Source organism: Streptomyces longisporoflavus (assembly GCF_014649775.1).
In the GTDB taxonomy this organism is placed as follows: domain Bacteria; phylum Actinomycetota; class Actinomycetes; order Streptomycetales; family Streptomycetaceae; genus Streptomyces; species Streptomyces longisporoflavus.
Genome location: NZ_BMTR01000003.1, coordinates 310,072 through 322,243, shown reverse-complemented (window position 1 = coordinate 322,243; position 12,172 = coordinate 310,072). Strand labels below are relative to the sequence as shown.

The window sequence follows — 12,172 nt, the reverse complement described above, 5'->3', positions numbered from 1 at the left end:
GAGAGGCCCAACGCGGTGGGACGAGATTTTCATCCCACCGCAACAAAGACGGGTCGCAGGTCCTAGGACCACCCAGAGGTGGGGGGACCCGAACATCCGGGCCCCCCTGCGGGCCCCGTCAGCTGCCGGGGACCGACACGAACGCCTCTCGCGGCGCCGTCGTCGGGGCGTAGCGCTCGGCCGCGGAGGTCCGGGGCGCCAGGTCCTTGTGTACGGCCTTGGCCACGCCCTGGATGGTGGCGACGCCGTAGTTCATGGAGCTGTTGCCGTGGGTGAGCACGGAGATCGTGTAGTCGTGGCCGCCGCCCTTGAACGCGCCGATGCTGTGCACCCGCCAGCCGTGCGTGGACCGCTGGAGCCAGCCGTTCTTGACGTGTATCGCGACACCGGAGGGCGCGCCCGCGGGGGTGCCCCAGCGCTGCGAGGAGACGACCTTGCCCATCAGCTTGAGGACGTAGGCGCGGGAGGCGTCGGTCAGGACGGTGTTCTTGCCGGTGAACAGGGCGAGCAGCTTCTGCTCGTCGGTGACGTTGATCCTGGTCAGACCCCAGTAGCCGCCGGACCCGGGCACGGTCTTCGTCATCTTGGCGGCCCTGAGGAAGGCCTTCACCTTGGCCGCGCCGAGCTGGCGCCAGAGCGTGCTGGTGGCGTTGTTGTCGGACTTGGTGATCATGGCGGTCGCCAGGGACTTCTCGCGGGACGACAGCGCGCGGCCGGTCTTCTGGGCGTCCCACAGGAGCGTGGCGAGCACGGTCGCCTTGACGACGCTGGCCGAGTCGAACGAGGTGGTCGGGCGCAGGGTGCAGGTGGTGCCCGTGGTGCGGTCGTGGAGACCGACCGCGACGGTGCCCTTGCGGTTCTTCAGCGCGGTCGTGATGTCCTTCTTGAGCTTGGTCGCCAGGCCGGCCTGCGCGGAGGTGCAGGTCACCTGTGGTGCCGTCGCGGCGACTGCGGGCGTGGCGGTAGCTGCGGTGCCGAGCGGCACGAGCACTCCGGCGGCGAGGCCCGCCGAGAGTATGCGGGCACGCCTGGATATCCCGGATATCGGGTGTGTCACGGAGTCTTCCCATCCCTGTTGGTCCGTACGAGCCGCTTGAGGGCCCGTACGAGCGCACCCCCCGGCACACTCACCCCGCTTGACCCACGGGCATCGGTAGAGGTTGCACGAAATCGTCCGTTGATCGCAAAAAAGTACCGGCGTCACACCGTGTGAAGTGTGTGACGCCGGGACTTTTCCGCAGTGAGTGCGGGCGGGCCGGGAGCGGCGGGGGTCAGAGGTGCGTGGGCTCGAACATCCGGAGGACCGCCGGGAGGACGACCACCGAGGGGCCGGGCTCCGCGAGCGCCTTCGCGAGGTCGTCCTTCAGGGCCTCCGGGGTCGTCCGGACGCCCGGCACCCCGAAGGACTCCGCGAGGGCGACGAAGTCGGGGCGGGAGAGCTCCGTGGCCGTGGGCTCGCCGAAGGCGTCGGACATGTACTCGCGGAGGATTCCGTAGCCCCCGTCGTCCACGATCAGCCAGGTGACCGGCAGGTCGTGCTGCTTGGCGGAGGCCAGTTCCGCGATCGAGTACATCGCGCCGCCGTCGCCCGACACGGCAAGGACCGGCTTCGTCGGGTCGGCCGCCGCCGCTCCGAGGGCCGCCGGGAAGCCGTACCCGAGGCCGCCCGCGCCCTGCGCCGAGTGCATCGTGTTGGGGCGCCGCGCGTCGAACGCGGACCAGGCCCAGTACGCCAGGATCGTCATGTCCCAGAAGGACGGCGCCGCGTCCGGCAGGGCCTCGCGCACCGAGGCGAGGACCTGCTGCTCCAGGGTGAGCTCCTGGGCGGCGATCCGCTCCTTGACCTTCGCGAGGACCGTGCGCACCCGCTCGGGGGCCGAGGGGTCCTCGCGGGGGCCGTCGATCGTCTCCAGGAGGGCGGAGAGCGCGAGCCGCGCGTCCGCGTGGATGCCGAGCGCCGGGTGGTTGGACTCCAGCTTCCCGGCGTCCGCCTCGATCTGGATGACCCGGCCGCGCGGCTTGAACGTGTGGTAGTTCGAGGAGAGCTCGCCGAGCCCCGAGCCGACCACCAGAAGGACGTCCGCGTCCTCAAGGAAGTCGGTGGTGTACCGGTCCTCCAGCCAGGACTGGAGCGAAAGCGGGTGCTCCCAGGGAAAGGCACCCTTGCCGCCGAAGGTCGTGACGACGGGCGCGTTCACCAGCTCGGCGAGGGCGAGGAGCTTGCCGCTCGCGTCCGACCGCACGACTCCGCCACCCGCGATGATCGCCGGGCGCTCGGCGTGGATCAGCAGATCGGCCGCCACGGCGGTCAGCTCGGGGCGCGGGACGACCTCGTCCGGGGTCGCGTCCATCGCCGTGACGACGGGCAGGGTGGTCTCCGCGAGCAGGACGTCCTGCGGGATCTCCACCCACACCGGGCCGTGCGGGGCGGTGAGCGCCGACTCCCAGGCCGCCGCGATCGCGGAGGGGATCTGCGAGGCCGTGCGCACCGTGTGGACGGACTTCACGACGTCGCGGAAGGACGCCTGCTGGTCGCGCAGCTCGTGGAGGTAGCCGTGCCGGCCGCCGCCGAGGCCCGCCACCGGGATCTGACTGCCGATCGCGAGCACGGGCGAGGAGCCGGCCGCCGCCTCCTGGAGCGCGGCGAGCGAGGTCAGGGCGCCGGGCCCGGTGGAGAGCAGCAGCGGGGCCACCTCACCGGTGATCCGGCCGTACGCGTCCGCCGCGAAGCCCGTGTTGTTCTCCACGCGCAGGCCGACGTACGACAAGGACGAGCGCCGCAGGGCGTCGAACATGCCGAGCGCGTGCTGGCCGGGCAGGCCGAAGACCGTCGTCGCGCCGAGGCCCTGGAGGGTCTCCACGACGAGGTCGCCGCCGTTGCGCCCCGGGGGCGGGTTCAGGGCCGCCTCCGTCTGGGCCTCCGTGGGCCGCAGTACTACGTCGTGGTCGTGCGTCACTTGGCCGCGCTCCCCTCGGTGGTCCGGCGGGCCTCCGCGATCTGGCGGGACATGATCGTCGTCAGCTCGTACGCGGTGTGCGAGGCGGCGACGGCCGTGATCTCCGCGTGGTCGTAGGCGGGGGCGACTTCGACGACGTCGGCCGAGACGAGGTTGCAGGAGGAGAGCCCCCGCAGGATCTCCAGGAGTTCGCGCGACGTCATGCCACCCGCCTCCGGGGTGCCCGTGCCGGGCGCGTGGGCCGGGTCCAGGCAGTCGATGTCGATGGATATGTACAGCGGCCGGTCGCCGATGCGCTGGCGCAGCTGGTCGGCGACCTCGTCGGCGCCTCGGCGGTAGATGTCCGCCGAGGTGACGATGCCGAAGCCCATCTTCTCGTCGTCGGTGAGGTCCTGCTTGCCGTAGAGCGGACCGCGCGTGCCGACGTGGCTGAGCGCCTCGGTGTCGAGGATGCCCTCCTCGACGGCCCGGCGGAACGGCGTGCCGTGGGTGTACTCCGCGCCGAAGTACGTGTCCCAGGTGTCCAGGTGCGCGTCGAAGTGCAGCAGGGCGACCGGGCCGTGCTTCTTGGCGACGGAACGCAGCAGCGGCAGGGCGATGGTGTGGTCACCGCCGAGCGTCATCATGCGGGCGCCGGAGCCGAGGAGGTCGTCGGCGGCGGCCTCGATCGTCTCGACGGCCTCGTTGATGTTGAACGGGTTGGCGGCTATGTCGCCCGCGTCGGCGACCTGCGCAAGCGCGAAGGGCGAGGCGTCCTGCGCGGGGTTGTACGGACGCAGGAGGCGCGAGGCCTCGCGGATGGCGTTGCCGCCGAAGCGAGCGCCCGGGCGGTACGAGACGCCCGTGTCGAAGGGGACGCCGACCACGGCGACGTCCGTCTTGCCGCCCACCTCGTCGAGACGGGGCAGCCGGGCGTAGGTCGCCGGGCCCGCGTACCTCGGAATGCGGGAGGAGTCGACCGGGCCGCGGGGGGTCGGGGTCTCGGCGCTGCTCATGGTCGGTTTCCTCCTGCTGGTACGAGTGTTGCTGTGCTGCTGGGACAAGTGTCGCGCGGCCCACTGACAGTGGTGGCGGCAGCGGGCCGCGCGGGAGAACTAGACGGCCACCGGGGTATCCGGCTCCGCCTCGGCGGCCCCCCGGCCCGCGAGCCGTTCGCGCCAGGCCGCGAGGACGCCGGCGTCCGTGGGCTTGGTGGCGAGGGAGACGAGGACGTACACGGCCAGGGAGATCAGCAGGCCGTAGTAGATGGGCTCGTTGGCGAGGATTCCGTAGCCCCACATGAGCCCGATGACGGAGAGACCGCCCGCGGCGATGGCGGCGAGGGCGCCTTCGGCGGTGCCGCGCTTCCACAGCAGCCCGCCGAGGATCGGCACGAGAAGCCCCGCGACGAGCAGGTTGTAGGCGACGGTGAGCGCCTGCACGACGTCGTTCAGGGCGATGGCGATGAGGACGACGGCGACGCCCATGATCAGGATGAAGAGGCGGTTGCCCTTCACCTCGTCGTGCGGCTCGTCGCCCGCCCCGTCGGACTTCACGGCGCCCCTCAGCCGCGACCAGATGTCGTTGTTGGCCACGGTGGCGCAGGCGATGAGCGCTCCGGAGGACGTGGACATCACGGCGGCGAGCGCCGCGGCGAGGACGAGGCCCCGTACGCCCATGGGCAGTTCGTCCTTGACGATGGTCGCGAAGGCGGCGTCCGCGCTCGGCAGCTTCGGGTACATGACCTTGGCTGCCGTGCCGATGACGGCGCCCGCGATCGCGTAGACGAGACAGTAAGTACCGGCGACGGTGCCGCCGTAGCGGGCGACCTTGTCGCTGCGCGCGGTGAAGACGCGCTGCCAGATGTCCTGCCCGATGAGCATGCCGAACGTATAGATCAGGACGTACGTGAAGATCGTCTCGCCGCCGATGCCCAGCGGGTCGAAGTACTCGGTGGGCAGCTTGGCCTTCATCTCGCTGAAGCCGCCGGCCTTGACGACCGCGATGGGCAGCAGCAGGAGCAGCACGCCGATGGTCTTCACCACGAACTGCACCATGTCGGTGAGCGTGATGGACCACATGCCGCCGAGCGTCGAGTACGCGACGACGATCGAACCGCCGAGGATGATCGCGACCGTGCGGTTCATGTCGAACAGGACGTCGAAGATCGTGGCGTACGCGATGGTCGAGGTGACCGCGAGCATGAGGGTGTACGCCCACATGACGACTCCGGAGATGACGCCCGCGCGCCCTCCGTAGCGCAGGTCGAGCATCTCGGAGACGGTGTAGACCTTCAGGCGTGCGATGCGCGCCGAGAAGAAGACGCTCAGCGCGAGCAGGCCGAGGCCGATCGTGAAGACCATCCAGGCGCCGGAGAGCCCGTACTGGTAGCCGAGGCCGACGCCGCCGATGGTGGACGCGCCGCCGAGGACGATGGCGGCCATGGTCCCGGAGTACATCCACGGTCCGAGGCGGCGTCCGGCGACCAGGAACTCACTCTTGGACTTGGCGCGGCGCATGCCCCACCAGCCCATGGCGAGCATGCCGGCGAGATAGACGACGATCACTGTGTAGTCGACGGCCATAGGGCCCTCCTTCGCGCACCTCGGTGGCGTGTCGTGCAGATGGGGGTGAGGGGGTAGCAATCGGCCGCGGGGACATCCGCCCGTACCCGCGGCCCGGGATCGGCACGACCTTAGGTGGCCGGAAAGCAACGCTGAAGTGTACGTTTCATCCACTTCCCGTGATCGATATGGATGGAACATCCACCGTGCCGGACCCTCTCAGCCCTTCCGTCTCCCCGCCGACGCCACCGGTCCCGCTCACCGCCCTGCTCGCCCGGGAGGATCTCGGGCTGCGTCAGATCGCGGGGCCCGACGCCGGGGAGAGCGGGGCGGCCGTCCAGTGGGTGCACACCTCGGAGATGGCGGACCCCTACCCGTACCTCCTGGGAGGCGAGCTGCTCCTGACGGCGGGCGTGCACATCTCGGACCCGGCGGGGGCTGGGGTCTATCTGGACGACTACGCGGCGCGGATCGTCGAGGCGGGCGGCGCGGCCCTGGGCTTCGGCGTGGCCCCCGTGCACGACACGGTGCCGCGCGCCCTGGTGAACGCCTGCGACCACCACGGCCTTCCGCTCCTCGAAGTGCCGCCGCGCACGACGTTCAGCGGGGTCGCCCGCGCGGTGTGGCAGCTGGTGGCGGAGGCCAGGCACGCCGAACTGCGCCGCGTCACGGAGGCCCAGCAGGGGCTCGCCACGGCCGCCGCGCGCCCCGATCCCGTACCGGCGGTGCTGCGTCAGCTCGCGGCCCGCCTGGGCGGCTGGGCGGTGCTCTACGCACCGGACGGCGCGGTGCTCCACACGGCGGGCACGGCTCCGGGTCCGGGGGTGCGCAAGGCCGTGCACGACCTCTCCGGAGTCGTACGTACGGCGGGGCGGCCCGGCCCCGTCCCCGCTTCGGCGACCGACTCCGTGGGCGGCACCCGCCTCACCGCGTACGGGCTCGGCGGCGGGGAGGGGTTCGCGCTCGGGGTCGCCGCCGAGCAGCGCGAGCCGGGGGACCACACCATCACCGGGGTGGCCGTCGTGCTGCTCTCGCTCCTGACCGGTAAACACCAGGGGGCCGCCGACTCCGTGCGCTCGGCGGCGCTGGTGCGGCTGCTTCTGGGTTCGGCGGCGGGCGATGTCACCCCTCTCCTGGGGGCCGAGGAGTGGATCGTGGTGCACGCGCGCGGGGACGCGGGCAACGACCCGGTGGCCCACTCCGTGGCCGCGTCCGCGCTCGCCGCCGCGCTGGGCAGCGGCCTGGTCGACACGGACCCCGACCACGACCTCGTACGGCTCCTGCTCCCCGCCGATCGCGCGCTCACCGCACAGCCCGGCTGGACCCTCGGCGCCTCCGCTCCCGCGGCCCCCTGCGACCTCCCCGCGGCCGACGCCCGCGCGGACCGCGCCCTGCGCCGCGCCGAGGCCACCCGCGCACCGCTCGTCCGGCACCGCGAGACGGGCATCGCCGCCCTCGTCGCGCCCGCGGAGGCCGCCGCCCACGCGCGCGTGCTGCTCGCCCCGCTCGGCGGCAGCACGGCACTCACCGAAACCCTGCGCACCTGGCTCTCCCTGCACGGCAACTGGGACCGCACGGCAACGGCACTGGGCGTCCACCGCAACACGGTCAGACAGCGCATCACGCGGTGCGCGGGGCTTCTGGGGGCGGACTTGGACGACCCGGACGTACGGATGGAGCTGTGGTTCGCACTGGGCAGCGGGCACTAGGGGGCGCCCCGTAAGGGCGCGGGGCTGTGACATGTGCGGCTCCGCCGCGTGGGCGCGACAAGCCACAGGCGGCCCGCAGCCGGAGAAACAAGCCCCAGCCGCTCAAGCCAAACGCAGTGCAGCGCACTTCACAGTCCAGGCTTCGGGACTGCCCGCCACCAGCCGGTTACCGACGGCAGAATGGGACCCATGCCCATACCCAGCCGTGCCGCACTTGTCGACCACCTAGTCCGCTCCCGCATCGCCGGTGACGTCGCCACGCCCCGCGAGAACAACCTCAGTCACTACAGGAAGCTCGCGAACGGCGACCGCCACTACTGGCTCGGCCTGGAGCTCGGCGACCGCTGGACCGACGAGCAGGACGTCCTCGCGGTGATGGCCGAGCGGTGCGGCGTGGTCGACGACGCGGAGTTCCGCTACGGGCAGGACACCATCGACCCGGAGCTGACGGTCGACGCCCTGGAGCGGATGGCGGCGCGCCTGCGCAAGGCGGCGGCCGGCAAGGAGAGGGTCCTTTTCGCCACCGGCCACCCCGGAGGCCTGCTCGACGTGCACCGTGCGACGGCCGCCGCCCTGCGCGCGGCGGGCTGCGAGATCGTCGTCATCCCGGAGGGCCTCACCGCGGACGAGGGCATGGTCTTCCAGTTCGCCGACGTGGCGATGCTGGAGCGCGGCGCGACCCTGTGGCACACGCACTCCCCCGAGCCGATGAACGCGATCCTGGACGGCCTGGAGCGCGAGGGGCGCCCGCTGCCCGACCTGGTCGTCGCCGACCACGGCTGGGCCGGCCGGGCGGGCCAGCGCGGCATCGACTCCGTCGGGTACGCGGACTGCAACGACCCCGCCCTTTTCATCGGCGAGGCCGAGGGCACCGTCCAGGTGACGGTGCCGCTGGACGACCACGTGACGAGCCCGCGCCACTACGACCCGATGACGGCCTACCTCCTGGACGCCGCGGGCCTCACGGCCACGGGTTGAGCCCTTCCTCGCGGCGCTGGGCGTACCCCGGCGTCGGGTCCAGGTAGACCCGTCGTACGCCGGGAAACCGCTCCCGCACCCGCCGCTCGGCCTGCTCGCAGGCCCACTCGATCTGTGCCGCGGTCGACGCGTCCCGGAAGTCGACCTTGGCGGCGACGAGCGCCTCGCGCGGCCCCTGGAGCAGCGTCGTCAGTTCGAGCACGGCCTCGACGTGCTCGGAGGCGAGGAGTTCGTCGCGGATCTCCTCGCGCATCGGTTTCGGCAGCGGGCGGCCGATGAGGAGCTGCGCGTTGCTGCGGCCGAGCACCCAGGCGACGTACAGGAGCAGGGCGCCGATACAGAGGGAGGCCACGCCGTCCCACACCCCGGAGCCGGTGAGCTGCCCGCCGAGCAGGCCGAGGGCGGCGAGCACGAGGCCGGCGATGGCGGCGGAGTCCTCCAAGACGACGGCCTTCACGGCGGTGTCGGGCGTGTAGCGCAGATAGCGCCCGAAGGAGGCCCCGAAACGATCCGCCTCGCCCCGGGCCTGCTTGACGCCGGTGCGCAGCGAGTAGCCCTCCAGGAGCAGGGCGACGGCGAGCACGATGTACGAGATGAGCGGGTCGCCGAGCTCTTCGCCGGCCACCAGCGTGTGGATGCCGTCGTAGATCGAGAAGACGGCGCCGCCGACGAAGGTGGCGACCGCCGCGAGCATCGCCCAGATGTAGCGCTCGGGACCGTAGCCGAGCGGGTGCTCCTCGTCGGCCGGCTTCTCGCTGCGCTTCAGGGCGGTCAGGAGCAGCAGCTCGGTGACGGTGTCGGCCAGGGAGTGCGCCGCTTCGGAGAGCATCGCGCTCGACCCGCTGATGAGACCGGCGACGGCCTTGGCGACGGCGATGCCGAGGTTGGCGACGGCGGCGACGATGACGGTGAAGGTGCTCTCGCCGCCGCCCCCGGGCGGCTCGGGCTGGACTCTGTCGACCTGCTCGCTCATGTATCTGACGGTATGTCCGATCACCGGGGAACGCGAACTACGCCCTCTCGGTTCAACCGGGGAACGCGAACGACGCCCTCTCGGTTCACCGGGGAACGCGAACGACGCCTTCCTGAATCACCGTCACCGCGAGCTGCCCGTCCTGCGTCCAGATCCGCGCCTGTCCGAGTCCGCGCCCGCCGGACGCCGACGGCGACTCCTGGTCGTACAGGAGCCATTCGTCCGCCTTGAAGGGGCGGTGGAACCACATCGCGTGGTCGAGCGAGGCGCCGACGACGTCACCGACCGCCCAGCCGCCGCGGCCGTGCGCGAGCAGCACCGAGTCGAGGAGCGTCATGTCGGAGACGTACGTGGCGAGGCAGACGTGCAGCAGGGAGTCGACCGTGTGGTGGGCGGAGTCGTCGACGTCGAGCTTGCCGTTCGTGCGGAACCACACCTGGGAGCGCGGTTCGCGCGGCTGCCCGACCGTGGCCCAGGGCGGCGCGTCCACGTAGCGCAGATCGACGGCCGCGCGGGCCTCGATCAGACGGTCGGCGACGTGCTGCGGCAGATGGCGCGGCAGCATCTCGGCGGCGGTCGGAAGCGTCTCCGGGTCCGGCGCGGCCGGCATCCCCGTCTGGTGCTCAAGGCCCTCTTCGTACGTCTGGAAGGACGCGGAGAGGTGGAATATCGGCTGCCCGTGCTGGACGGCGACGACGCGGCGCGTGGTGAAGGAGCGGCCGTCGCGGATCCGGTCGACGGTGTAGACGATGGGCGCGCCCGGGTCTCCCGCACGCAGGAAGTACGCGTGCAGGGAGTGGGCGGGCCTGTCGGCGGGGACGGTGCGCCCCGCCGCCACCAGCGCCTGGGCGGCCACCTGGCCGCCGAAGACGCGCGGGACGAGCGCCGAGCGGCTCTCGCCCCGGAATATGTCCTCCTCGATCTGCTCCAGGTCGAGCAGATCGAGGAGTGACTCAAGTGCCTTGTTCATGGATCCAGTTCTACAGGGCGGTCTTTACAGGACCATGTCCTTACAAGGCCACGTCCTTACAGGCCCGTGTTCTTACAGGCGCGTGTTCCTACAGGCCCATGTTCTTGGCGATGATCATCTTCATGACCTCGCTGGTGCCGCCGTAGATGCGGTTGACGCGGTTGTCCGCGTACAGACGGGCGATGGGGTACTCGTTCATGAAGCCGTAGCCGCCGTGGAGCTGGAGGCACTTGTCGATGACGCGGTGCGCGACCTCGGTGTTGAACAGCTTCGCGGAGGCGGCCTCTGCGGCGGTCAGCTCGCCCGCGTCCAGGGCTTCGAGCGCGCGGTCGGCGACGGCCTCGGCGGCGTCCACCTCGGCCTGGCAGGCGGCCAGCTCGAACTTGGTGTTCTGGAAGGAGGCGACCGTCTTGCCGAAGACCGTGCGGTCCTGGACGTACTCCTTGGCGAACCGGACGGCGGCCTTGGCCTGCGCGTACGCGCCGTAGGCGATGCCCCAGCGCTCGGAGGGGAGGTTGCTGCCGAGGTAGTAGAAGCCCTTGTTCTCCTCGCCGAGGAGGTCCTCGACGGGGACCTTGACGTCGACGAAGGCCAGCTCGGCGGTGTCGGAGGTCTTCAGGCCGAGCTTGTCGAGCTTGCGGCCGATGGAGTAGCCCTCGGACTTGGTGTCGACGGCGAAGAGGGAGATGCCGTAGCGGCGGTCCTCGGCGGTGGGCGCGGAGGTCCGGGCGCAGACGATCACGCGGTCGGCGTGCACGCCGCCGGTGATGAAGGTCTTGGAGCCGTTGAGGACGTAGTGCGTGCCGTCCTCGGAGAGCTTGGCCGTGCTCTTCATGCCCGCGAGGTCGGAGCCGGTGCCCGGCTCGGTCATCGCCAGGGCCCACATCTCCTCGGCGGAGACGAACTTCTCGAGGTAGCGCTTCTTCTGCTCGTCGGTGGCGAGCGCCTTGATGTAGGGCAGGGCGAGCAGCACGTGCACGCCGGAGCCGCCGAAGGTGACGCCCGCGCGGGCGGTCTCCTCGTACTGGATGGCCTCGAACTTGTGGGTGTCCAGGCCCGCGCCGCCGAACTCCTCGGGGACGTTGATGCCGAAGAGGCCGAGCTCGGCGAGCTTGTAGTAGAACTCGCGCGGCACCTGACCCGCGGCGAACCACTCCTCGTGGACCGGGACGACCTCGGCCTCGATGAAGGCGCGCAGGGTCTCCCGGAACGCCTCGTGGTCCTCATTGAAAACGGTACGGCGCACGGGGGGACTCCTTCGATACGACACCAGGCTCGGGCGGACGCAAGCGGACACAACACGACTAAGCGCTTGCTCAGACAAACGTTACCCGCCGGTCACCGGGTCGTCCAGAGAGAAGTTCTGTCGCTCCCGTCACGCCACGGCCGCCGCGAACGCCCCACGGGCGAGGCCGTGCAACAGCTCGGCCATGGCCGTGCGGCTGGGCAGTACGTCGCGGCGGCTCAGGTGCGGCGTGGAGTTGAGCAGGCCGAAGACGGCATGCACGCAGACGCGGGCCGCGTTCTCCGCGAGGTCCGGATAGACCTTGCGCACGACGTCGACCCAGATCTCCACGTACTGCCGCTGGAGCTGTCGGACCAGCTTGCGGTCGGTGTCCCGCAGCCGGTCGAGCTCACGGTCGTGCAGGGTGATCAGGGAGCGGTCGTTCAGGGCGAAGTCGATGTGCCCGTCGATGAGGGCGTCGAGCGCCTGTTCCGGCGACCCGTCCGCGTCGGCCACGCACCGCTTGCCGCCGGTCAGGAGCTGTCCGCTGATGCCGACGAGCAGCTCGGCGAGCATCGCGTCCTTGCCCGCGAAGTGGCGGTAGAGACCGGGCCCGCTGATGCCGACGGCCGCCCCTATCTCGTCCACTCCGACTCCGTGGAAGCCGCGCTCGGCGAAGAGCCGGGCGGCTTCCCTGAGGATTTGCTCGCGACGGGTGGGGGCGTCGGTTCTGGTGGCCATGGAATCAATTCTAGACAGAGCGGTTAGCGCTCGTTAACCTGAAGGAAACGCGTTAACGCTCATTAACCGAGCAAGG

At 71.0% G+C, this 12,172-nt stretch carries 10 protein-coding genes; 2 read left to right on the top strand and 8 right to left on the bottom strand.

Annotated features, from left to right (window positions below; all coding sequences use genetic code 11):
* Positions 1-118: 118 nt before the first annotated feature.
* The 4 genes from IE226_RS08105 to IE226_RS08090 form a co-directional block, all read right to left on the bottom strand.
* Positions 119-1,018, bottom strand: coding sequence for a serine hydrolase (locus tag IE226_RS08105; protein WP_373306913.1), 900 nt, complete (start codon positions 1,016-1,018; stop codon positions 119-121).
* A gap of 253 nt (positions 1,019-1,271) precedes the next feature.
* Entirely contained in the window at positions 1,272-2,957 is a 1,686-nt protein-coding gene (locus IE226_RS08100) for a thiamine pyrophosphate-binding protein (RefSeq protein ID WP_190080344.1), read from the bottom strand.
* Positions 2,954-3,952 (bottom strand): agmatinase, encoded by a 999-nt coding sequence (speB, locus tag IE226_RS08095; protein WP_190080343.1) that lies wholly within the window; start codon positions 3,950-3,952, stop codon positions 2,954-2,956. Before speB ends, IE226_RS08100 begins: the two co-directional genes overlap by 4 nt.
* 99 nt (positions 3,953-4,051) lie before the next feature.
* Complete coding sequence (locus IE226_RS08090; protein WP_190080342.1) at positions 4,052-5,521, bottom strand: sodium:solute symporter family protein; 1,470 nt, start codon at positions 5,519-5,521, stop codon at positions 4,052-4,054.
* 167 nt (positions 5,522-5,688) lie between these two features.
* On the opposite strand from IE226_RS08090, the gene IE226_RS08085 reads away from it, so the two are divergent.
* Together IE226_RS08085 and IE226_RS08080 are read left to right on the top strand one after the other, a co-directional pair.
* Entirely contained in the window at positions 5,689-7,209 is a 1,521-nt protein-coding gene (locus tag IE226_RS08085; protein WP_190080341.1) for a PucR family transcriptional regulator, read from the top strand.
* A gap of 180 nt (positions 7,210-7,389) precedes the next feature.
* Positions 7,390-8,187, top strand: a complete 798-nt coding sequence (locus IE226_RS08080; RefSeq protein WP_190080340.1) for a phosphatase — start codon at positions 7,390-7,392, stop codon at positions 8,185-8,187.
* Here IE226_RS08080 and IE226_RS08075 read toward each other — a convergent pair.
* From IE226_RS08075 to IE226_RS08060, 4 genes are all read right to left on the bottom strand, one after another.
* Positions 8,171-9,160 carry a cation diffusion facilitator family transporter gene (locus IE226_RS08075; protein ID WP_190080339.1) on the bottom strand — a complete coding sequence of 330 codons (990 nt, stop codon included), beginning with the start codon at positions 9,158-9,160 and terminating at the stop codon, positions 8,171-8,173. The two genes, IE226_RS08080 and IE226_RS08075, sit on opposite strands and share 17 nt — an antisense overlap.
* A gap of 85 nt (positions 9,161-9,245) precedes the next feature.
* Complete coding sequence (locus IE226_RS08070; protein WP_190080338.1) at positions 9,246-10,130, bottom strand: acyl-CoA thioesterase; 885 nt, start codon at positions 10,128-10,130, stop codon at positions 9,246-9,248.
* Between the two features lie 88 nt (positions 10,131-10,218).
* A complete protein-coding gene (locus IE226_RS08065) occupies positions 10,219-11,376 on the bottom strand; it encodes an acyl-CoA dehydrogenase family protein (protein ID WP_190080337.1) in 1,158 nt (385 codons plus the stop codon).
* A 129-nt stretch (positions 11,377-11,505) separates the two neighbouring features.
* Entirely contained in the window at positions 11,506-12,096 is a 591-nt protein-coding gene (locus IE226_RS08060) for an SACE_7040 family transcriptional regulator (protein WP_190080336.1), read from the bottom strand.
* Between the last annotated feature and the right edge of the window lie 76 nt (positions 12,097-12,172).